The 23,353-nt window shown below is 46.1% G+C and carries 19 protein-coding genes and 1 tRNA gene; 8 read left to right on the top strand and 12 right to left on the bottom strand.

The window, feature by feature from the left end; all coding sequences use genetic code 11:
- Positions 1-18: 18 nt before the first annotated feature.
- The 6 genes from rnr to NIASO_RS04180 form a co-directional block, all read right to left on the bottom strand.
- Complete coding sequence (rnr, locus tag NIASO_RS04205; RefSeq protein ID WP_008583234.1) at positions 19-2,013, bottom strand: ribonuclease R; 1,995 nt, start codon at positions 2,011-2,013, stop codon at positions 19-21.
- A gap of 8 nt (positions 2,014-2,021) precedes the next feature.
- Positions 2,022-3,089: a tetraacyldisaccharide 4'-kinase gene (gene lpxK / locus NIASO_RS04200; RefSeq protein ID WP_008583235.1), complete on the bottom strand. Its 1,068-nt coding sequence runs from the start codon at positions 3,087-3,089 to the stop codon at positions 2,022-2,024.
- On the bottom strand, positions 3,079-3,648 hold the full coding sequence (locus NIASO_RS04195) for a 5-formyltetrahydrofolate cyclo-ligase (RefSeq protein WP_008583236.1): 570 nt from the start codon (positions 3,646-3,648) through the stop codon (positions 3,079-3,081). The genes lpxK and NIASO_RS04195 overlap by 11 nt, the downstream gene beginning before the upstream one ends.
- A 364-nt stretch (positions 3,649-4,012) precedes the next feature.
- Complete coding sequence (locus tag NIASO_RS04190; RefSeq protein WP_008583237.1) at positions 4,013-4,552, bottom strand: RsmD family RNA methyltransferase; 540 nt, start codon at positions 4,550-4,552, stop codon at positions 4,013-4,015.
- Positions 4,540-5,343: a DUF3822 family protein gene (locus NIASO_RS04185; protein ID WP_008583238.1), complete on the bottom strand. Its 804-nt coding sequence runs from the start codon at positions 5,341-5,343 to the stop codon at positions 4,540-4,542. The genes NIASO_RS04190 and NIASO_RS04185 overlap by 13 nt, the downstream gene beginning before the upstream one ends.
- Before the next feature lie 276 nt (positions 5,344-5,619).
- Complete coding sequence (locus NIASO_RS04180; protein ID WP_008583239.1) at positions 5,620-6,852, bottom strand: exo-beta-N-acetylmuramidase NamZ family protein; 1,233 nt, start codon at positions 6,850-6,852, stop codon at positions 5,620-5,622.
- 217 nt (positions 6,853-7,069) lie between these two features.
- Between NIASO_RS04180 and NIASO_RS20495 the strand changes: the two genes are divergently transcribed.
- The 3 genes from NIASO_RS20495 to NIASO_RS04165 all read left to right on the top strand — a co-directional run bounded on the left by NIASO_RS20495 (position 7,070) and on the right by NIASO_RS04165 (position 9,121).
- Positions 7,070-7,312: a hypothetical protein gene (locus tag NIASO_RS20495; RefSeq protein WP_008583241.1), complete on the top strand. Its 243-nt coding sequence runs from the start codon at positions 7,070-7,072 to the stop codon at positions 7,310-7,312.
- A complete protein-coding gene (locus NIASO_RS20305; RefSeq protein WP_316929400.1) occupies positions 7,276-7,836 on the top strand; it encodes a putative polyvalent protein kinase domain-containing protein in 561 nt (186 codons plus the stop codon). The genes NIASO_RS20495 and NIASO_RS20305 overlap by 37 nt, the downstream gene beginning before the upstream one ends.
- A gap of 76 nt (positions 7,837-7,912) precedes the next feature.
- Positions 7,913-9,121, top strand: a complete 1,209-nt coding sequence (locus NIASO_RS04165; RefSeq protein WP_008583243.1) for an acetyl-CoA C-acyltransferase — start codon at positions 7,913-7,915, stop codon at positions 9,119-9,121.
- Positions 9,122-9,319: 198 nt separating this feature from the next.
- Here the strand turns inward: NIASO_RS04165 and NIASO_RS04160 are convergent, their stop codons facing one another.
- A complete protein-coding gene (locus NIASO_RS04160) occupies positions 9,320-10,285 on the bottom strand; it encodes a YpdA family putative bacillithiol disulfide reductase (protein ID WP_008583244.1) in 966 nt (321 codons plus the stop codon).
- Positions 10,286-10,432: 147 nt separating this feature from the next.
- Entirely contained in the window at positions 10,433-11,335 is a 903-nt protein-coding gene (locus tag NIASO_RS04155; RefSeq protein ID WP_008583245.1) for a cation diffusion facilitator family transporter, read from the bottom strand.
- A 152-nt stretch (positions 11,336-11,487) separates the two neighbouring features.
- Between NIASO_RS04155 and NIASO_RS04150 the strand changes: the two genes are divergently transcribed.
- Both NIASO_RS04150 and NIASO_RS04145 read left to right on the top strand, forming a co-directional pair.
- Positions 11,488-12,477: a pyruvate dehydrogenase complex E1 component subunit beta gene (locus tag NIASO_RS04150; protein WP_008583247.1), complete on the top strand. Its 990-nt coding sequence runs from the start codon at positions 11,488-11,490 to the stop codon at positions 12,475-12,477.
- Between the two features lie 57 nt (positions 12,478-12,534).
- Complete coding sequence (locus tag NIASO_RS04145; protein WP_008583249.1) at positions 12,535-13,722, top strand: sigma-54-dependent transcriptional regulator; 1,188 nt, start codon at positions 12,535-12,537, stop codon at positions 13,720-13,722.
- Positions 13,723-13,824: 102 nt separating this feature from the next.
- Here NIASO_RS04145 and NIASO_RS04140 read toward each other — a convergent pair whose 3' ends face one another.
- A complete protein-coding gene (locus NIASO_RS04140; RefSeq protein WP_008583251.1) occupies positions 13,825-15,111 on the bottom strand; it encodes a bifunctional folylpolyglutamate synthase/dihydrofolate synthase in 1,287 nt (428 codons plus the stop codon).
- Between the two features lie 73 nt (positions 15,112-15,184).
- Positions 15,185-15,270: transfer RNA gene (locus tag NIASO_RS04135), tRNA-Leu, on the bottom strand.
- 486 nt (positions 15,271-15,756) lie between these two features.
- Here NIASO_RS04135 and NIASO_RS04130 point away from each other — a divergent pair.
- Positions 15,757-18,474, top strand: a complete 2,718-nt coding sequence (locus NIASO_RS04130; protein ID WP_008583253.1) for a bifunctional YncE family protein/alkaline phosphatase family protein — start codon at positions 15,757-15,759, stop codon at positions 18,472-18,474.
- Here the strand turns inward: NIASO_RS04130 and NIASO_RS04125 are convergent.
- Both NIASO_RS04125 and NIASO_RS04120 read right to left on the bottom strand, forming a co-directional pair.
- Positions 18,471-18,755: a hypothetical protein gene (locus NIASO_RS04125; protein WP_025298695.1), complete on the bottom strand. Its 285-nt coding sequence runs from the start codon at positions 18,753-18,755 to the stop codon at positions 18,471-18,473. The genes NIASO_RS04130 and NIASO_RS04125 overlap by 4 nt on opposite strands.
- Before the next feature lie 78 nt (positions 18,756-18,833).
- Entirely contained in the window at positions 18,834-19,658 is an 825-nt protein-coding gene (locus NIASO_RS04120) for an alpha/beta hydrolase (RefSeq protein WP_008583256.1), read from the bottom strand.
- Between the two features lie 160 nt (positions 19,659-19,818).
- On the opposite strand from NIASO_RS04120, the gene NIASO_RS04115 reads away from it, so the two are divergent.
- Positions 19,819-20,136 (top strand): DUF6660 family protein, encoded by a 318-nt coding sequence (locus NIASO_RS04115; RefSeq protein ID WP_008583258.1) that lies wholly within the window; start codon positions 19,819-19,821, stop codon positions 20,134-20,136.
- Positions 20,137-20,211: 75 nt separating this feature from the next.
- On the top strand, positions 20,212-23,337 hold the full coding sequence (locus tag NIASO_RS04110) for an efflux RND transporter permease subunit (protein ID WP_008583260.1): 3,126 nt from the start codon (positions 20,212-20,214) through the stop codon (positions 23,335-23,337).
- The last annotated feature ends 16 nt before the right edge of the window (positions 23,338-23,353 follow it).

Below are 23,353 nucleotides of genomic sequence, written 5' to 3'. Positions count from 1 at the left end.
ACACAACGGCTTTCCGGCTCAGCTTTTCTTCCGGCCTTTTGTCTTTTTCGGCGTAGCCGGCGCTTCGGGTTTTACCCAATGGTAATCCAGGTATCTTTTTTCAATATTTGCGGCTACCACCTGTATCCGAACCTTATCGCCCATCGTGAACTTCGTACCTGTGCGCATCCCTATTAACGCATAATCAGCCTCCGAATGTTTAAAGGAATCATATTCGGCAAGGCTGGCCATGCTTACCATCCCTTCACATAAATGGTCCACCGTTTCTGCCCAGAAACCAAATTTGGAAACACCGCTCACGATCGCATCAAAAGTTTCGCCCACAAACTGTTGCATGTATTCTACCTGCTTGTACTTATTGGCGCTGCGCTCCGCCTCCATGGCTGCGCGCTCCCGTTCACTGCAATGCTTGCATTTTTCTTCCAGTTTTTTATCGGCGCGTGCACGGTCTTCCAGGATCTCTTCAAGAATACGATGCACCATGATGTCCGGGTAACGGCGTATCGGCGAGGTGAAATGACAATAATTCTCAAACCCCAGGCCATAATGCCCGATGTTGGAAGAAGTGTATTTGGCCTTTGCCATAGTACGGATGCCCAATTGCTGGAGTACCGCTTCTTCAGGTCTCCCTTTTATATCTTTCAGCAATTTATCAAAAGAAGCAGCAATCGATTCGGCACTGGAAATATCAAATTTATAGCCAAACTTATTGGTAAATGCCACAAAAGGCAGCAGTTTTTCTTCATCCGGCGTATCGTGTATCCGGTATGGGAACGGCAGGGTTTTATTATTGATCTTTACTTTGGATGCCGACTCCGCCACATACTTGTTCGCCAGCAGCATCAGTTCCTCTATCAGTTGGTTCGCCTCTTTGCTTACTTTGAGCGTGATCCCTACCGGCACACCGTTTTCGTCCAGCTTAAACCGCACTTCGGTCGAGTTAAAGTTGATCGCTCCTTCATCGAAACGGTTCTGGCGCAGCCGTTGCGATAGTTTATGCACCGTAAGCAATGCTGCAGCATTATCGCCGGCTCCTGTTTCTATGATCTGTTGGGCATCTTCATAGGTGTACCTGCGGTTAGAATGGATAACCGTTTTGCCCAGCCAATATTGTTTTACTTCCGCTTTATCGTTCAATTGAAAGATTGCAGAAAAGGTCAGCTTATCCTCATTAGGCCGTAAGGAGCACAGCACATTGGATATATGTTCCGGCAACATCGGGTTTACCCGGTCGGGCAAATAAACAGAAGTAGCGCGCTGGTAAGCCTCGTCATCCAATGCCGTTCCCGGCGTTACATAATGACTCACATCTGCAATGTGTACGCCTACTTCGTAATTGCCGTTTTTTAAAACACGGAAGGAAATAGCATCATCAAAATCCTTGGCATCTTCGGGATCGATGGTAAAGGTCAAAATGCCCCGCACATCCTTGCGCTTGGCAAGATCATCTTTGGTGATCCGGTCGGGGATACGGTTGGCCACTTCCATAGCCTCATCGGAAAAGGACAAAGGGAATCCTTTTTCCAACAGGGTTTCCTTCATCGCTATATCACCGGCTTGCGCTTCATCCAGTACCGAGAGGATCGTTCCCACCGGCCGTTTATCTTCTTTTTCCCAGCGCAGCATTTTGGCCACCACTTTTTGACCGTTCAATGCCCCATTCAGGTTTTCCTCTGGTATATAAATGTCGGGCAACCCTTTTTCCCGGTCACCCAAAACAAAGCCAAATCCTTTATTCATTTGCAGTGAGCCGATAAATTCGGTTCTGCCCCGCTGCACCACTTCCGTAATTTTGCCTTTCAGTTTAGTATCATACCCAGAGGTAAGCTTTACCCGAACCGTATCTCCATCCATCGCATTGCGCAGGTCTTCCGGGCGCACCATAATATCTTCTTCCAGGTTGGGCACTATCACGAATCCCCGCCCCGACTTGGTAACTTCCAGCACTCCTTTCAACAACTGTTCACTGCCGGAAGAAGATTTAGGTTTTCTTTTTTTAACTTTTTTTGCCATACTGCTCTCTAAGGTTTTTCAAACTTTTTGATAAAATCAGTAATCAAGATATTGAATTTTTCCTTGCCGTCAAACAAAAAGCGATGCCTCACCGGCAGGGCATACACAGGAAAAGCTGCTAATTGCGCTTTAAATTTTTGCAAACGCGCGCTGTCTTTCTCCGTTGTAATAATCGCAACGGTACCGGCTGGCAGCGCCTTGCAGGCTTGCAGGACACGATCAATATCGGATTCCTTAAAATCGTAATGATCGTCAAAATAAAAAGGCTGGATAGCTTTCCCGTACTTTTCCAGTTCTTTTTGCAGGGGCTGCGGATTGGCAATGCCGGTAACCAGCAACAGGGTTTCAACAGATGCCAGATTCAGTGCAGCCCCGTCAAAAACAGGCGTCGGCGCTTCATAAGCCAATGTTGCGAAAAATACCACCTGATGTTCTTTTAGGTGGATTGATCTGGTTACCTCATGCGCTTCCCCTGGTGTTAGTTGCTCCGGGCATTTGGTCACCACGATGCATTGGGCCCGGGTGTAGTTCGAGCGCAGGTCACGCAGTTGCCCGGCGGGTAAATAATAATCACCGGTAAATAAATTGGAATATTCAGTAAGCAGGATATTATATCCTGCTGTAATCGCACGATGCTGAAAAGCGTCATCCAGAATAATTACTTCTGGTTTTTGGTGGGGCAAAATTGCCTGTACCGCCTGTACGCGGCGTTCTCCCACAGCGATCGTAATATCCGGAAATTTGCGGTGGAACTGCATCGGCTCATCACCCAGATCGGCTGCGGTGCTATTGCTGCCGGCCACAAGCACTCCTTTGGTTTTTCTACCGTAACCGCGACTGACCACGGCCACCTTATAATGATCTTTTAACAAACGTACCAGGTATTCCACCATGGGTGACTTACCCGTTCCTCCTACGGAAAGATTTCCGATACAAATAACCGGGAGTGAAAAAGTAGTTGACTTTTTTATTCCCGAATCATATAGAAAATTAAAAAACCGGACGCCGGTGAGGTAAAGCCAGGAAACGGGTAGTAACAGTTTATTCTTCTTTTTGATAACGTTCTTAAAACTCATAAATCCCCTGCGGAGTGATACAATAGTTTAAAGGTATGTCAAATTCATCAGTGTCATCAATTTTTGATAGCGGTTCAAAATAACTTAACCCTACTTTAATCGCATCTGGCCGCACCTGTTTCAGGTATTTATCGTATACCCCCTTGCCATATCCCACCCGGAATCCGGCTTTATCAAAGCTCAGCAGCGGAACCAAAACCAGGTCAAAGTTTTCCGGAGCCGCTGCCGCGCCGTTTTCGGGTTCGCTGATGCCTAAGCTATTTACTTCAAAAAAAGTATTGTCTGTAACCCATACGGCGTTCATTATGCTGTTCCTATGATCAAAGACGGGGTAAGCGATCTCCAGCCCGGGGTTGCGGAACTCCAGGTAACCCAGCAGCGCATCGGTACTGATCTCTTTTCTGCTTTCAATTGCAGCATAAGTGAGCACGGAATGAACGGGTGGCAGTGCCAGTTGCTGAAATTGAATTAACAACAGGTCATCCCAGATCCTTTGATCTTTTGGGTCAATTGCTGTGCGCTTTTGGAGATATATTTTCCTGATTTCCGTTTTTAGCATTGGTAAAAATAATGAAAAGAGGTTTACTAACTGCTATGCGAGGTTTATAGCCTCCCTTCATTATTTTATCGCCTGTGGGGCTATTTTTAATCATTAGTCAGACCGGCCAAAAGAATTTTTTTGGCCCGCAGATTCTCGCAGATCTTTGCCAGGGCAACGCGCGGATTACACTTGTTCCTTCTGTGGAAATCTGCGATATCTGTTTTAAAATTCTTTTGGGCTCGCTGATCTGCGCAGATCGTTCATACAGTGTCGATCCGCGAAAATCAGCGGGAAATTTATTCCGATTATGCAAAATCAGAAAAAGCTTCCTTATCTGATTCCAGGCTGATTATCAGTTTGAGATTTCAGGTCAACCCTATTTTTAACCATTAATAAAAACCGAAAAGATAGTAGTGCCGTAATTTTTCTCGAAACTGTATTTTTCAAATTGCTTGTAATCATTACGGGGCGTGTGTTCCAGCACAAACCAGCCCTCCTCGTTCAGCAATTTTTTTTCGATAATGATCCTGGGCAGTTCATCAATAGTGGTCAACGCATAGGGCGGGCCGGCAAAAATAAAATCATAGGTGGTGTTGCAGGATTCCAGGTATTTGAAAACGTCCATTTTGACAAATTTCATGTTCTCAATTTTAAGGGCAGTGGCCGTCTTTTTAATAAAATCGAACATTTGATTGTCCTTTTCAACAATGGTAAGGTCGCCGGCACCCCGGCTGGCCAGCTCATAACTGATGCTGCCGGTGCCGCCAAAAATATCCAGTGTTTTCATCCCTTCAAAATCAATACGGTGCTGTAATACATTAAATAGCCCTTCTTTTGCCACATCTGTTGTGGGGCGGGTATAAGGCATTTTTGACGGCGGATTAATTTTTCTGCCTCCCAGGGATCCTGCTATAATGCGCATGCAGCGGCCTGTTTTAAGGTAGTAAAATAATGTGCGGGAACCGGCATCGATTGTTCATTGGTGGCCCAACCGGCATTTTGCAAATGAATATTCAAAAAATAGTCGTATAACAATCGATATAATTTTGAGTCGGCTTCAACCAATCCGGATATCTGCAACTGGGCTTCTTGTTGAGACAGGTCATGCACCTCAGCAATTTTTAATAAATAAAACAACAGGTCTTCCGGAGCCCGGTAAGTATAATATTGTGCCAGCAATAGTTTCCCCTCCTTTGTTACAACAACGGAGCAATTATTATCGACAATATTTACATAGATCGCGGCACTGTCCTTCTGGTGCAGGGCTTCTGTGATCCGCACACTTTGCAAATGCCAGTAGGAAGCTCCCGGCAGATCGGCAATGCACTGGTTCAGCAGTGCAAAAGGCACTGAATAATTAAGCGCTATTTGCTTGCCGACAATTTCAGTAAGAATGTGATCCTGGATATTTCCACCCGCAAGATGCAATAAAGCACTGTTGTCTCCGTGGTTTAACTCCACAGGAAGAAGGGAATAAACAGGATAATCAAAAATGATCCGTTTCTTCTGACAGGAATTTTTTAAGGCAGGCAGCCCTCCGGTTATTGCCGAAAGCGTTGTATTATTGGTATCAAACCATTTCAGTTCTCCAAGCCTGGAGCCCGTAGTATCACAAAAAGCGTAGGCAAAATATCCCGGGCCGGTTTGGGCCACCAGTACGCTGTTATCAGGATCAATAAAGTTTTCACCGCTTATTTCAAATCGTGCCTGCATTGTTGAATTATAGTGGACAAACGTACATAAATAAAATGAAACGGGAATGTTAATTGAGTAATCAGCCACTAATATTAAACCGATATTAAAGCTGTTTTCTATTAGCGATAGGGAAAGACATTGAGCAGGCTGAACACATAAATTTCAAAGTTGCCACAAATACACAAATTAGAATTAATTGTCTATTGCACTTTTTTCAAGGTAAATGAAACACAAAATCCATGCACAGCCGGTACCTATTCGTGTCCCGATGATTCTATCGGGATGGCATTCAACTTACGGATACAACAAATATTTCTTCCTCATTATTTTATAGTTGGAAAGGCCCGGTTCCCAGGAAGCACGAATTACCGCTTCTGACTTGCTATCAATGATCTGCTGACGGAATAAACCGCTGCCGATGAGGTTTTCGATCTTCCCCATTTCTTTACTCAATTTGGAGTCGAAGAATTTTTCTTTATGAGGTGAAGCATTATATAATTCAATGATCCATTGCAGATTGATCTTTCCGCTTTTGCGCAATTTTGCCACGTCGTAGTTGCGCAGATCCAGACCATAACACACCTGGTTCATAAATAAAGGCGTCTCCGCCATTCCTTTTATAGACACAGGCGTAAAACTAAAAGTATATTTTCCTTTTAATTCAGGACTGCCCAATACAGTAAAGGGAAACTGTGTGCCTCTGCCCAGATTAATATAAGTGCCCTCAAACATGCAGGTGGACGGATACAATAAAACCGCCTGCTGTGTATTCAGATTGGGCGAAGGCTTTACGGGTAAGGTATAAGGCATGTTGTGATCATAATTGGCAACCTTTATGATTTTCAACTTACACTTTTCTTTATTCGCCAGCCATCCTTCCCCATTCGCCATCTGTGCAAACTCAGCTACGGTTAACCCATGCGACATGGGAATGGGAAACATCCCGATGCCCGATTTGTATTTCATATCCAGCACCGGTCCGTCAATAAGATACCCATTAGGATTGGGCCGGTCAAGGATCAGCATTTCTTTGTCACTTTCCGCGCAGGCTTCCATCAGTCGCGCCAGTGCATTAATATTGGTATAGAAACGCACGCCCACGTCCTGCAGGTCATAAACCAAAATGTCTATATCGGCCATATCCTCCTTACTGGGCTTGTTTTTAGGCCCATATAATGAAATGATGGGAATGCCGGTGGCCGGATCGACCTCGTCTTTAACTTTAGCGCCGGCGCTGGCATTGCCTCTGAAACCATGTTCGGGGCCAAATACTTTTACAATGTTTATACCCAGGCTTTTAAGACTATCTACCAGGTGTCGCTTTCCTATTATAGATGTAGGGTTGCCCATCACCGCTACGCGCTTTCCTTTCAGATAGGGCACATATTTTTCTGTTTGATCCGCACCGGTTTTAATCGCATGTCCGCGGGGTGGATGTGGTGCCTCATTTTTATTTGCCGGCACTTTAATAAAAGAACAGGATAGCAGTCCCGCAATAAGCAACCATTTTGTAGTACTTCTTTTCATCTGACTAAAATACAAAGGGATTGGATATTGTAAAGAAAAAAGGCAGAGAATTTCTTAATAACGGGTTTGTTTTTCCACAAATGCAATTTGTGCTCGAAACCGGTGTATTTTTGTTAAAGCCGGTGGCGGATGATAACTGTGCCGGGCTGGTTTTATTTTGCTAACTTTAATACTGAAAACACCGTGAATATTGTTAACCCAAACGGAACAATTAATTATGAAGAACTTAAAAGACAAACAACTACCGTTCTTAACGGATGACGATACCTTAACACCCTATCACTGGCAGAGGAGATTGGCCGCATTAGAGGAGGCAGAAGAAATGTCGAAGCATCCCTACTCCTACGAGCAGGCGCTGGAACAGGTAAAAAGAGACGAGGAAATGCGCCGGAAAGAGCAGGAAGAGCTGAACAGGAACAACTCCTGGAAGCCTACGCAAAACATGCCGGTATCTGGATAGAACCGATAGTCATTGAACAATGGAATTTCATCAAATCCGGCCAGGAAAACCGGGTATATTTTAATGATGAAAACGTTTTAAAAATTGGTTACAATTATCTGAAATTCTACGAAACACCGATTGATTTTTTTGATAACAAAATCTCTTTGCATAATTACCTGTTTCCGGATACCCCGCTTGAATTAGTTGGTTTTACCGGCATCTATAACACCGTCGCGCAAAACGAAGCAGCTTTCGCGTCTGTGTTCAAACAAAAATATGTCAAAGGCCATGTCTTATCTTATTTGGAGGTGGATGCCTTTCAAAATGAGTTGATACACGCAGGTTTTACCAACTGGGCGGCGCCTGCTTTATATACGGGTAAGGATTATATTATTAAAGATATGCATGTTGACAATATAATGCTGACCGGCCAGGGAAACTACCGCTTTATTGACACCGTACCTTTTTTAAATACGCCTGCTTTGGGTTACGGCGGAACAAGAGCATACGGAGATGGCAAAGTTTGTAAGGTCCCGGTTTAAAGGCCGGCGCCTATCAAACACTAACGACTGTTAATATAATGATTTTATTGATTACCTTTGCCAAAATTTAGATACTATGGAGTTCAAAGAAGTAAACGTTTTGTTGCGAAAAGAAGTATACATCATTGCAGCAGTGCGTACGCCCATTGGAAGTTTTGACGGAGCATTGAAAGATCTTAGTGCAACGCAACTGGGTGCTATTGCCATTAAAGCGGCATTGAAAAAAGCAGGTGTAGCGGCTGATATGGTGGATGATGTGCTTATGGGATGCGTATTGCAGGCCAACCTGGGGCAAGCGCCCGCGCGGCAGGCCGCAAAATTTGCAGGGCTTCCGGATAAAGTGAATTGTACTACCATCAATAAAGTATGCGCCAGCGGTATGAAGGCAATTGCCAGTGCAGCGCAAAGTATTGCTTTGGGGGATGCGGATATTGTTATTGCCGGCGGAATGGAAAGCATGAGCAATGTGCCGTTCTATCTGGATAAAATGCGCTGGGGCAATAAATATGGTAACGCTGCTACCATTGACGGGTTGGCTAAAGATGGGCTTACGGATGTATATGACGGCCAGGCAATGGGCATGGCGGCCGAATTATGCGCTGCGGAATGTGGCATTTCCCGCGAAGCACAGGATGCGTTTGCTATAAAAAGTTACCAGCGCAGCCAGGCTGCATGGGAAGCGGGAAAGTTTGCTGAAGAAGTGGTGCCGGTGGAACTGCCTTCCCGCAAGGGAGACCCAGTGATCATCGCAAAAGATGAGGAACCGTTCAATGTAAAGTTTGACAAAATCGCCGGGTTGAACCCCGCTTTTAAAAAGGAGGGAACGGTAACGGCGGCCAATGCCAGTACGATGAATGACGGTGCGGCCGCATTGGTGCTGATGAGCAAAGAAAAAGCAATAGCCCTGGGGCTGAAACCTATTGCAAAAATCCTTTCGTATGCTGACGCGGAACAAGCCCCGGAATGGTTTACCACTACCCCGTCGCTCGCCGTTCCAAAAGCCGTGAAAAAGGCGGGTTTGAAAATGGAAGATATCAGCTACTGGGAGCTGAACGAAGCCTTCAGTGTGGTAGGCATCGAAAATACCCGCCGGATGCAACTGGACCCCGACAGGGTGAACGCCAATGGCGGCGCGGTGTCCATAGGTCATCCTTTGGGGGCCAGCGGTGCGCGCATTATTGTTACGCTAATTAACATACTAAAACAAAACCATGCAAAATACGGTGCGGCGGGCATCTGCAATGGCGGCGGTGGTGCCAGCGCGATGGTCATAGAAAGTTTGTAGTCTGAGGTTACAGGTTTCGGAATTTAAAGTTTAAGGTTCAAGGTTGGTTTGCGTTCGGCATTGCGCGTTAAGCGTTCTGCCCTGACTCATTTTAGTTTCAGGTTACAGATTGAGGATTGCCGTCTCAGGTTCAGCAACGACGATCCGCAATGCGTCACGAATCACTCGCCATTTTCAAATTCTCACATTTTCACATTTTCACATTTGCTTCCTGATTGCATCAATGATCTTCACCGCGTGTTCTCTTGAATTTTCAATAAACAGCCGATGGGTGTTCATTCCCCCGCAGATCACTCCGGCAAGGTAAATTCCTTTTACACTGGTTTCATGAGTATCCGGGTCTAAAACAGGCGCTTCCACGGCATCATTACTGAGCCGGACCCCCATTTGTTTCAGGAACTGCAGGTTGGGTTGATACCCCGTTGCCGCAATAACAAAATCATTCTTTATTGTTACAAGGCCTTCGGGTGTATTAATATCCACCTCGTTTTCCCGGATCTGTTTAATTGTAGAATTAAAATAAGCTTTTATCGATCCCTCTTTGATCCGGTTTTCAATATCGGGTCGCACCCAGTATTTTACCCGGGTGCCGATCTCCGCCCCCCGGATCACCAGGGTTACCCGCGCGCCTTTGCGCCAGGTTTCCAAAGCCGCATCCACACCAGAGTTCATTGCGCCCACTACGATCACGTCCCGGAAGGCATAATAGTGCGGATCGTTATAATAATGGGTCACCTTGGGCAGGTCTTCACCGGGAACATCTAATAAATAAGGAATATCGTAGAACCCCGTGGCTATAATTATATTATCTGCTGTATAAGTATCTTTTGAAGTAATAACCTCAAACAGGTTCACCACCTTGGTTACCTGCTGCACCTCTTCAAATAATTTTATATGCAAATCAAAGGAGGCAACCACACGGCGGTAATACTCCAAAGCCTCATCCCGCTTAGGTTTCGGATTATTGGAAACAAAAGGCACGCCGCCAATCTCCAACCGTTCTGAGGTTGAAAAAAAAGTCATATTCACCGGGTAGTGGTACAGCGAATTCACCAGGGCGGATTTTTCAATGATCACATAATCGATCCCCGCTTTTTTTGCTTCAATGGCACAAGCCAAACCAATGGGCCCGCCGCCGATGATGATCAATGGAATATGTTGCATACCGCAAATGTAAAATAAGAAATAACCAATAAGAAATAAGAAATGAGAAAGGAATACGCATTAGATTAAAAACTTTCGTTGCTAAAACCCAATCAACTCTGTCGTTAAACGTGAAACGTCAGACGTCAAACAGCATACATCCCGGTTTTATTCGTGAACGTATATTTCATTCAGCTCCGCTCCTTCCACTTCCGTTTGAATGGTCGTATGCGTGATCTGATGCCGGTGGGCCAGCAATTCCTGCACTTCTCTTAAAAGCTGCATGGGATCAGCCGCCGGCAGGTGCACGATATGGGCGCTTAATAAATTGACGCCGGAAGTTAACGTCCATACATGAAGATCGTGTAAACCGGCCACTCCTTTTATTTGCAGCAGATCATAGCGCAATTGCTGCAGGTCTACCTCAGCCGGAACGCCTTCCAGCAATACATTCACGGATGCTTTCAGCAATCCCCAGGTCCGGGGAAGAATAAATAAACCGATACCTGCCGATAAGATCGGATCAATAAAATACCAACCCGTGTACCGCATAATCAGGCCCGCAACAATTACGGCAACGGAGGTGAGCGCATCGGACAACACTTCAAAATAAGCCCCCCTCATGTTGAGGCTGGTTCCTGAATCTTTTCGCAATACCAGGACCCCTGCAGCATTTACGAACAGGCCTACTACCGCAATCAGCATCATATTCCCCGTTTCCACTTTATGCGGGTGCAGCAACCGTTCGTAAGCCCCGTACAATATAAAAACCGATATAACAATTAGCACCACGGCATTGGCGAGCGCCGCCAATATTTCTGCGCGATAATATCCAAATGTATTTTTTGAGTCCGGCTGCCGCCCGGCATAATGAATCGCCAGCAATGCCAATACCAGCCCGCCGGCATCCGTCAGCATATGACCGGCATCAGCCAGCAGGGCCAGGCTTTTAGTAAAGATACCGCCAACCACTTCCGCAATGAGGTACAATAACGTCATGCTCAATACAATTTTCAGCTTTTTTTGATGCTGCGCATTAGTGGAGCGTTGTACTATGTGCTCGTGTGCCATCGGCCGGTTTATTTAAAGGGCAAGTTATCAATTTCCCTCCAAAAGGCTGCTGCGATTACGCGGCCATGGGCGGGTCATCCTGCAGCAGTAATCTTTGGTATTATGGCGCTTCTCACTTAAATTTGCCTCTCCAAAAAATTATAAAACAATATATGGCAAGGATTATAGCTTTCAGAGAAGCCCTGAGAGAGGCAATGACCGAGGAAATGAGAAGGGACGAGCGCGTTTTTCTTATGGGTGAGGAAGTAGCTGAATATAACGGGGCCTATAAAGTAAGCCAGGGTATGCTGGCAGAATTTGGTGAAAAAAGAGTGATCGATACCCCTATTTCTGAGCTGGGTTTTGCCGCAGTTGGTGTAGGCGCCGCCCAGAACGGTCTGCGCCCCGTTGTTGAGTTCATGACCTGGAATTTCGCAGTACTGGCATTAGATCAAATTTTAAATACGGCGTCTAAGATGTTGGCAATGAGTGGTGGGCAAATATCCTGTCCTATTGTTTTTCGCGGTGGTAACGGCTCTGCAGGCCAGTTGGGTGCGCAGCACTCTACGGCTTTTGAAGCCATGTATGCTAATATTCCCGGCATTAAAGTAGTTTCCCCAAGCAACCCCTATGACGCCAAAGGGCTTTTAAAGCAGGCAATCCGTTTTGAAGAAGACCCGGTGATGTTTATGGAAAGTGAGCAGATGTACGGCGACAAAATGGAAGTGCCGGAAGAAGAATACTATATAGAATTAGGTAAGGCCGACGTAAAAAAAGAAGGTACCGATGTAACGATTGTATCCTTTAATAAGATGATGAAAGTGGCCCTGGCTGCCGCTAGCGAGCTCGAAAAAGAAGGTATCAGCGCTGAAGTGATCGATCTGCGCACGATCCGCCCGCTGGATATGGAAACGATTCTGAAGAGTGTAAAGAAAACAAATCGCCTGGTAATTGTAGAAGAACAATGGCCTTTTGCTTCCGTTTCTTCAGAGATCTCCTACCGCGTACAGAAAGATGCTTTTGATTACCTGGATGCACCGGTCAGAAGGATTACAGCAGCCGATGCGCCCCTGCACTATGCGGCTAATCTTGTAGCAGCCGCTTTACCGGATGTACCCAGAACGGTAAAACTGGTGAAAGAAGTGCTGTATATGAAAAAATAGTTTCGCGCCGGAAGACGCAGGCGATCCGTATTTTATTATTGAACTCAAAATGAAATTGTGCCAAAGAATAAAAATAGCGATAGCCAACAGGAAATCCTGATCATTGACGACGAGGCTTCGATAAGAAAGACGCTTTCTGAAATCCTTTCTTTTGAGGGATATAAAATTACAGAAGCGGTTGATGGCGAGGAAGGCCTGAAGCTTTTCTCAGAAAAGACCTTTAATACGGTTTTATGCGATATTAAAATGCCTAAGCTGGACGGGATGGAGTTTTTGGAAAAAGCTACCACCATCGCTCCTGATGTTCCCATTATTATGATCACCGGGCACGGCACCATCGAAACGGCTGTGGAAGCGGTTAAAAAAGGAGCTTATGATTTTATTTCAAAACCGCCCGATCTGAACCGTTTGCTGATCACCCTTCGCAACGCGCTGGAAAGAACCACGCTTGTTACAGAAACCAAAGTATTAAAGAAGAAAGTATCCAAGGTTCAGGAAATTGTAGGCGGTTCTGCCCCTATTCAGAAAATAAAAGACACTATTGAAAAGGTTGCGCCCACGGAAGCGCGGGTGCTGGTTACAGGGGAAAATGGCGTGGGAAAAGAACTGGTGGCCCGCTGGATACACGAGTTGAGCAGTCGCTCCAATAGCCCTCTGGTTGAGGTGAATTGCGCAGCAATACCAACAGAACTTATTGAATCTGAGCTTTTCGGACACGAAAAGGGATCTTTTACTTCAGCTATAAAACAGCGCATTGGAAAATTTGAGCAAGCCAATGGCGGCACACTTTTCCTGGATGAGATTGGCGACATGAGCCTGAATGCGCAGGCTAAGGTATTACGGGCCTTGCAGGAAGGAAAGATCACCCGGGTGGGTGCAGATAAAGATATTAATGTGGATGTTCGGGTGATAGCCGCAACCAATAAAGATCTGCTCCAGGAAGTGGAAGAAAAAAATTTCCGGCTTGACTTATACCATCGTTTGAGCGTGATCCTCATTAACGTTCCTTCACTCAATGAAAGAAAAGACGATATTCCATTATTGGTAGATCAGTTCCTCGATGATATTTGTAAAGACTATGGTATCAGTAAAAAAGGCATTGAGGACAAAGCCATCGACTTACTACAGGAATACAACTGGACGGGCAATATCCGCGAACTAAGAAACGTGGTGGAACGGCTGGTTATCCTGAGCGGAAAAACCATTACCCCTAACGATGTAAAAAGCTATGTGGCGATGAACTAGTTTCATTCATTGGCTTTGATACAATTTACAATTATCGAATGTATATGCCCGGCTTAATGCCTTGGCCAGCTCAAAGAGAAAAATCGCTTTGACGTTTAATTGTCAGGCTACCTCTCCCACAAGGAATACGCTTCCGCAGATAATAATAAGATCATCTTCATGGGCTATATTTTTAGCCTGAGCCAGCGCTTGATTTACATCAGGAAAAGTGCTTCCTTCCAGATCGTAGGCCGTTGCAAGTGCCTGTAACTCGGAAGCAGCAAGTGCCCGGGGTAAGTGCGCATTGGTAAAATAATATTGGGCGGTTGCCGGCAGCAGCCCCAGGATCTTATTGACATCTTTATCTTTTACAAAGCCCAGGACCAGGTGCAGTTTGCGAAAAGGAATCAATTCCAATTGTCGCAATACCTGTTCAATCCCCTCTACATTATGCGCCACATCTAAAATAATACGGGGCTTTTGCTGAATGGTTTCCCATCTTCCGTGCAATCCGTTTAAATGTTTTGTATGCGCGATGCCTTTGGCAATGTTCGCTTCATCCAAAACAATACCTGAATGATTCAACTGCCGGCAGGATTCCAAAACGGTTAAAAGATTCTTTGCCTGGTAAACACCACTGAGATCCAGCCGGTATTTCCAATGGTCTACCGCGTCATTTTTTGAGACTTCAATCACAAGCGTCTCCTCATCATAAAACCAGTTCTCCAAATGAAATTCTTTGTCGGCAAAGCTGACCGGAGCTTCGCAAGCGGCGGCTTTTGCTGTAAACACCGGCGCCGTCTCCATATGAGATTCGCCAATAACAACCGGAACCTGCTGCTTTATGATCCCCGCTTTTTCGCCCGCAATTTTCACTAAAGTATCTCCTAATAGCTGCACATGATCAAAACCGATGTTGGTGATCACGGATAGCTCCGGATGAATAATATTGGTACTGTCTAAACGGCCGCCCAGTCCGGTTTCCATTATTGCATAGGCCACCTCATGTTTCGCAAAATGATCAAATGCCAATGCAACGGTAATTTCAAAAAAGCTGGGGTTGATCCGTTCTATTTCGGGGGCTATCCGATCAATAAATTCGACCACCTCTGTTTCCGAAATCATTTTCCCGTCGATCTTTATCCGCTCCCTGAAATCCTTCAGATGCGGTGAAGTATATAAGCCGGTTTTATACCCCTGTGTTTGAAAAACAGCAGCAAGCATATGGCTCACGGAACCTTTGCCATTGGTGCCGGCCACATGAATAAATTTTGTTTTGTGCTGGGGATTGTCCAGGTAATTGCAAAGCGCATATATATTGTCGAACCCACTTTTAATAGCCGTAGCGCCAATATTACTGAACATGGGCAAGCGGGTATAAATATAGTCGAGCGTTTGTTGGTATGTCATAATATAATTACAAATATACCATGAGTTACTGAGGGAATAAAAAAGCCTCCCGACTATTCGTCGGAAGGCCTCGTGCCCGGGACTGGATTCGAACCAGCACGCCGTGTTACCAGCGCCACCACCTCAAGGTGGTGCGTCTACCAATTTCGCCACCCGGGCTTACCATTTTTTGATAAGGAGTGCGAAAATAGTAAATAATTTCATTGTAACAACATTCTTTACAGCGAATATATAAATCCTCAAACCGTCAATGGTTCTTCAGCGTCCCGCATTCAATGATTATCGAATAGCTCATTATTACATGGATCGCAGAAAGGTTTTATAGTCTGTGCAAGTCTGCGAAATCCCTGCCCGAATAATGCAGTCGCGCAGATAGGAGAACAAATAATAAATGAACAAACTGTTGCACTGTTGAAAATAAATTAATGAAAATAAACCCGGGGCACTGCCCGGCACGTTCTGTTTCTTTTTACCTTGCAGGGTATTACAGCAGCAATCATAGTATTTAAGACTACATAGATCCCGCCAAAGGCCGAACATAACTGGTATGTTTGTATGTTTCTTTTTCTGCTATTATAATGCTATGTATCTATGTGTTGAAATTTAAAAAAAACTAAACAGATTCTATACCAAATCGCTTCATTTATGCGCTTCTTTCATCTGAAAAAAATTAACCGTTTTTATTTTATGGCAATAATGTGCATTGCCTGCCTGTTAACGGATCAGGTAACCGCCCAGGTGGTGGCACCGGCAAAGCAAACCGCTACCGATCCGTATTATACTGCCTATGACAACAGCACGCTCACCCGCAGTGAACTGCCGGTACTGATGCCGCATAACCGTATTATTCGCCCGGCGGGAACGGTATTGCGTTATGGTGATCTTAATCTTGAAAACCACAGTCTTGATCTGAAGCGGATTCCCGGCACTACCCTGCTTGCGGTAGAGGACCGTTATGGCATTGCTGTAGTCGATTATCAGCAGCGAAAGATCACGGCCAGTTGGAGCTTTACGGGTTCCGCTTACAAAGGATTTATGAGCACTTATTCGGGTATCGAAGTATTGAGAAGCGGCAACAACACCCGTATTTTCTGGAGTGCGGCGCAGAGTGGCGGCGAACGGCAATCAGTCGTTTTTGAAGCAGCATGGAATGGCAACGATCTTAAAATAACCGATACCATCCGTTTTACCGCGGTAGCTCCTGCCCCGCTGGCTTTACCCAACGAAGTAGCCGTGCATAATGAAGGGGGTACCCCTTACTTATATGTGGTACTAAACGGGAATAACACGCTTGAAAAAATAAACCTCAACACTAAGCAACGGGTATGGAGCGCGTCCACTGGCGTGGCACCCTACGGCATTACTGTTGTAAACAGCCGCATTTATGTAAGCAACTGGGGGGGTACCCTACCCAATGCGGGTGCAACTGCAGAAACGGCCGGCGTGCCCTATGGTAAGATGTTTATTGATCCCGTTACGGGCGCCGCTTCGGGCGGATCGGTTTCCGTTTTTGACACCAAAGGGGCTTTGATCAAAGAAGTACCGGCCGGCCTGCATCCAAACGATCTGGTGGCCAGTCCGGATGGACAATTTGTATATGTGGCCAATGGCAATTCCGATGATATTACGGTAATTAATACGAACACGTTATCTGTTGCAGCAACGATCCTTGTAAAAATAGACGGACATACGTCTGGCTTTATCGGCGATTCGCCTAACGCGCTGGATGTTTCCCCTGACGGAAAAACTTTGTATGTAGCCAATGGCATGGACAACGCACTTGCGGTGATCAACCTGGGTAAAGGGTCGGGTCATGTAAAAGGATATATCCCTACGGAATCGTATCCCGGTGGCGTGCGCATAATCGACAGCCAACTGGTGGTAACCAACCTGGAAGGGGAAGGCTCCCGCATCAGCAGCAAAGAAATAACAAAGCAGGATAAAGAAACAGGCGCCTATCCCGGGGCGGCTTACAATTCGCACTATGAAAAAGCTACGCTGTCTTTCATTCCCGTGCCCGATGATCAAAAACTGCAACAATACACGGCGGACGTTAAAAAACTGATGCTGTTATTCCGGACGGAACTATCGCGCCTTAACCCCCGTAAGGGGCAACCCGCGCGGCCCATGCCTGAACGTATTGGCGAGCCATCGGTATTTAAACATGTATTATATGTGATTAAAGAAAACCGGACTTACGACCAGGTGTTGGGCGACCTGTCTAAAGGCAACGGGGCTAAAGCGCTTTGCTTATACGGCGATAGTGTAACGCCCAATCAGCATAAACTGGCCGCCGATTATGTATTGCTGGACAATTATCATGCTTCCGGCAAATGTTCTGCCGAAGGGCACCAATGGACGGATGCCGCTATGGTAACGGATTATATCGAAAAAAATGTGCGCGCCTGGTTCCGCAGTTATCCGCATGTGCAAACAGATGCCATGGTATATAACCAAAAAGGATTTATCTGGAACAACGCTGCCGATCACGGAAAAAAAGTGCGTATCTATGGCGAAACCGCTATGCCTGATATGGATAAAAAACTTACCTGGACGGACATCTATGCAAAATACAAAAAAGGCGAGCCGCTGCAATTTAAAAACGTAACCACCATATCAAGAGTGCGCCCCTGGCTGTCGCCCAACTACCCTGCTTCTGATGAATTAAAGATCACTGATCAATATCGTGCCGATGCTTTTATCAGAGAGCTGAAAGAATATGAAGCGATGCCCGGGGATTCATTACCAGAACTGATGGTGATGGCTTTGTCGACCGACCATACGGTGGGTACCCGGCCGGGAATGCCTACGCCGCGGGCTATGGTTGCCGATAATGACCTTGCGTTGGGTCGTATTATTGAAGCGCTGAGTAAAAGCCGCTTTTGGAAAAACACGGTAGTATTTGTGACCGAAGATGATTCGCAGGCCGGCTGGGATCACGTGTCGGCCTATCGCACCACAGGTTTTGTAGTTAGCCCGTATACGCATACAGGGAAAACGATCTCTGTGAATTATAATCAGACCAGTATGGTGCGTTCCATTGAGCAGATATTGGGCATTCCACCTATGAACCTGCTGGATGCCACTGCACGCCCGATGTTTGAATGTTTTACCAGTACACCCAACCCGGCTCTGTTTGTTGCCCGAACCAATCGGGTACCGTTAGATGAAATGAATAAGCCATTAGCCGCATTAAAAGGCAACGCCCTGAATTTTGCAATACAATCGATGCGCAAAGAATATGACCATGTTGACGGGGGGAATGATGATATATTAAATAGAATTCTCTGGTTTGCCAGTAAGGGCAATCAAAGATATCCCGCACACCTGGCAGGTAAACAGGTGAAAGACGATGATGATTAATGTTTCATGCTTTTGATCCACTCCGTAATAAGGGCAACGCCTTCCCTATGGATCAAGGAGCGGCCCAGTTCGGGCATTGTGATATTGGGTTCCGCGCTGTTCATCCGGTACACAAAAATAGAACGCGCCGGGTTACCGGGAACAATGTCATAATTCAATCCGCCTGCTGATACCGGCTCTTTCATAACACCTATATGGTACAGATTCTTTTGGTCATAGTCCAGGAAAAGCCCTGTATGGGAAGCATCGCCGGAAGCGCGGTGGCAATGTGCACAGTTCATTTCAAGATAAGCGCGCGCCCGCTGATCCCGGCATAATGCCGCCGATAGCAACCGGAACCAAGAAGGTGCTGACTACGGCTATTCCTGTTTTTGTTCCGTAAGCTGCCTTGTCTTTTGTACTAACAAAGGAAATCCTGGTTGTGCCATACCTCCATGATCATATCCTTGTAGTTCATAAAGCCCAACCTGTGTATTGCCCGCCAGCTTTAGCATACGCAGCAGGTAGGCATTTTCTTCATACCGGCCATAAAGCTCTTTTTCACGGTCGCCGGTGAGCAACAGAATGGGGGGTACTGTTTTGCGTACATGATACAGCGGCGCCAGTGAATCAATGATCGGTTGCAGGGGATTGATGCCCCGCTCCTCCCGAACGGTAAAATGCGTAATGCACTGCGCACTGAAAGGAACCACGCAGAGCAAGCTGTCTGCGTCTATATTGTAATGCTGTAAATATTTTTTGTCAAGTGTTAACATCAGGTCCAGGTAGCCTCCTGCCGAGTGACCCGACAAAATAATTTTATTCCGGTCGCCACCATACGCTGCAATGTGCTGAAACGCCCAGGCAACGGCCGCTGCGGCGTCTTCAATATATTGCGGCGCTTTCACTTTTGGAGAAAAGCGGTATCCTACACCAATCACTGCAAACCCTTTGCTTGTTAAAGCCGCGGGGATTTCTTTCTTTCCGGCCTTAAGACCGCCTCCGTGGAACCAGATAATCGTTGCAAAGTTCTTCCGGTCTTTTGGATAATAAATATCCAGCCGGCATTGACTTGCCATATAAGGATCCTGCCTTATCCTTGTTGAAGGATAATAACTGATGTCTTTCTCAGTTGTATAATTGGTTTGTGCTTTTGTATTAATAACAGTTACTGATAAAAATAAAAGGACAATAAATTGTTTCATATGCATCATTTTTAAACAGATTGAATGAAAAACAAGATACATTTTTTCCGGCAATGCCCACCGGTAACGCTGCCATGGGACGTTATTCTGCACTATCGTTACATTAATCGTTAGCCAATTATTTGTTCACGCTCTTCAGATCGATTAGTTTTGTCTTGTTATGAAAGGATTTTTGTTCCTGTTTAGTTTTTATCTGTTATCACTGATGGTGCTACCTTGCCCCGATGGCAGGACCGCAACCGGACAAGCCCAGCCAGTGATAACTGCTGCCCAACAGGGTCATAACCATAGCCATGCAAAAGCCTGCACTCCATTTTGTATTTGCAGTTGTTGCTATACGATTACTACCGTAGTGCCTGCAAGCGCCTTTACTTATGAAAAGCCTGTTTTATTGAGTGAACATATTGTTGGTTTTTACACAAACAAACAACTGGACGAGTTTAAAGATCATATCTGGCAGCCACCCCGGCTGAGCTAATCTTTATTTACAGCTATGCATTCAAAACTATTTGAATGCCTTTTAATACTATTTTTTACATAAATTTTAGTTTACGTGCTGAACAGAATTATTTTCTTCAGCATCAAAAACAAACTGATCATTAGTGCAGGTACACTAATGCTGATCGTTTGGGGAGTATGGAGCGCTAGCCGCCTCCCGATTGATGCGTTACCGGATATAACGAATAACCAGGTGCAAATTATTACCCAATCCCCAACATTGGCGGCGCAGGAGGTGGAGCAATTTGTCACCAGCCCTATTGAACGGGTGATGGCCAACCTTCCCGACATGGTAGAGATGCGTTCTTTTTCCCGTTTCGGATTAAGCGTCATTACGCTTGTTTTCAAAGACAAAGTGAACATATATTTTGCACGGCAATTAATCGGCGAAAAACTGAAAGACGCGGAGAAAGAAATTCCCGCTGGTATGGGAAGTCCGTCCATAGCCCCTGTAACTACCGGACTGGGGGAGATATATCAGTATATGTTGCATCCAAAGAAAGGGAGTGAACAAAAATACACACCTATGGACCTGCGCACGTTGCAGGACTGGATCGTAAGCCGCCAACTGGCGGGTGTTGAAGGCGTGGCGGAGATCAGCGGATTTGGCGGGCAGACCAAACAATATGAAGTAAGTTTGAACCCTGATCGCCTGCAGGCCATGAACGTAACACTGCCCGAAGTGCTTGCGGCGCTGGAAAAGAATAATCAGAACACCGGCGGCGCTTACATCGATAAAAAACCCAATGCCTATTTCATCAGGGGCATTGGCATGGCGAAGGATTTCAGGGATATTGAAAATATACTGGTAAAGACCGCAAGTAACGGCACCCCTGTATTGATCCGCGACGTAGCCACGGTGGGCTTCGGATCGCCGCCCCGTTATGGGGCCCTCACCTACAATGGAGAAAAAGAAGTGGTGGGGGGCATTGTACTAATGCTAAAAGGCGCCAACAGTAACGAAGTGGTGAACCGCGTAAAAGAGCGTATGGCAGCTATTCAAAAATCACTGCCGGAAGATATTGTGGTAGAGCCTTTTCTGGACCGGAGCCAACTGGTAAAAAAGGCCATTGGTACGGTTGAGAAGAACCTGATCGAAGGCGCGCTTATCGTCATCTTTGTACTGCTCTTGTTTTTGGGCAACCTGCGTGCCGGCCTGATCGTAGCTTCCGCTATTCCGCTTTCGCTTTTGTTTGCGCTGGGTATGATGAACCTGTTTGGGGTAAGCGCCAACCTTATGAGCCTGGGGGCCATCGATTTCGGACTGATCGTAGACGGGGCGGTTATTATTGTAGAAGCAACGCTCCATCATCTTTACAGCGGTAAATTCAACCGGAAGCGCACGCAGGCGGAAATGGATCTTGAAGTATATAATTCAGCCTCACAAATACGATCCAGCGCGGCATTTGGGGAAGTGATCATCCTGATCGTATACCTGCCCATCCTGACCCTGGCGGGTATTGAAGGGAAAATGTTCCGGCCCATGGCACAGACCGTAAGTTTCGCGATACTGGGCGCGCTAGTACTTTCTTTAACCTATATCCCCATGGTAAGTGCATTATTTTTATCAAAGAAGCCCGGGCACACGGCCACTCTTTCCGACCGGATGATGCAGGCACTGCAGCGGTTTTACCGGCCCGTTTTACTGAAAGCGCTGGCAATACGAAAAGGGATCGTATGGGTAACATTCGGATTATTTGCGATAAGCGTATTCCTTTTTACAAAAACAGGCGGCGAATTTATTCCCAGTCTGGAGGAAGGCGATTACGCAATAGAATTTGTGCTACCCCAGGGAACATCGCTGGCCCAAACCGTTGAAACCGTAATGCAGGGCGAAAAATTGTTACGCAGTTTTCCCGAAGTAAAAATGGTCGTTGGTAAAACCGGATCGGCGGATGTGGCAACCGACCCCATGCCGATGAATGCCACCGACCTGATCGTTGTGTTAAAAGATAAAAAAGAATGGCAAACGACCCGCGACTATAATGAACTCGCGGCCCTGATGAAAGAAAAGCTGGAAACGCTTCCCGGGGTAATTGCCGAACCAAGCCAGCCCATACAAATGCGTTTTAATGAACTGATGACGGGCGTAAAGCAGGATGTGGCTATTAAGATCTTTGGAGAAAATCTGGATACGCTGTTGGAACAGGCACAAAAGATAACCCAGGCGATCAAAAAAGTAAACGGGGTATCTTCTCCCCAGATAGAGCGCATTGCCGGATTGCCGCAAATCACCATCGAATACGACCGTCCCAAAATTGCAAGCTATGGCTTAAATATTGAAGCGATCAACCAGGTGGTTACGGCAGCATTCGCCGGCCAATCGGCAGGGGTTATTTTCGAAAATGAACGCAGGTTTGACCTGGTGGTGCGGGTAGACAGTGCTTACCGAAGCTCATTAGCATCCGTTGCAGCGCTTTTTGTGCCCCTGCCCAACGGGCGACAGGTGCCGTTGTCTGAAATGGCCACTGTTGCTTTTAAAGAAGGGCCAGCACAAATAACAAGGGAAGATGCCAAACGCAGGATCGTGATCGGTTTTAGTGTGCGCAACCGCGATGTGGAAACGGTTGTAAAGGACATTCAAAAGTTATTAGCAACACCCAGGTTTAAACTGCCCCCGGGCTATTATACTACTTTCGGAGGTTCCTTTCAAAACCTGCAGGACGCATCTGCACGGCTGCAGATCGCCGTACCTGTTGCTTTGCTCTTAATTTTTGCCTTGTTGTATTTTACATTTCATTCGACAAAACAAGCCCTGCTTATTTTTACCGCCATTCCCTTAAGTGCTATCGGGGGCATAGCCGCCTTATTACTACGCGGCATGAATTTCAGTATTTCAGCAGGTGTTGGTTTTATTGCGTTATTCGGCGTGGCAGTATTAAACGGTATTGTTTTGATAGGCACCTTCAATACTTTAAAGAAAGCGGGGGAAGCGGATATTTATCAAAGAGTGATCAAAGGAGCCATGATCCGCCTGCGTCCCGTGTTAATGACGGCTGCAGTGGCCTCTTTGGGCTTTTTGCCGATGGCCTTAAGCCGGGGTGCCGGTGCGGAAGTACAACGACCGCTGGCTACCGTTGTAATTGGCGGGCTGGTATCTGCCACGGCGCTTACTTTAATCGTCCTTCCCTGTTTGTACATTTTATTCGCCCGTAAAAATGAAAAAGAGTCCAACAGTTGATAGTAGTGCTAAAGTA

Source organism: Niabella soli DSM 19437 (assembly GCF_000243115.2).
GTDB classification, from domain to species: Bacteria; Bacteroidota; Bacteroidia; order Chitinophagales; family Chitinophagaceae; genus Niabella; species Niabella soli.
This window is presented reverse-complemented; position numbering and strand designations above follow the sequence as displayed.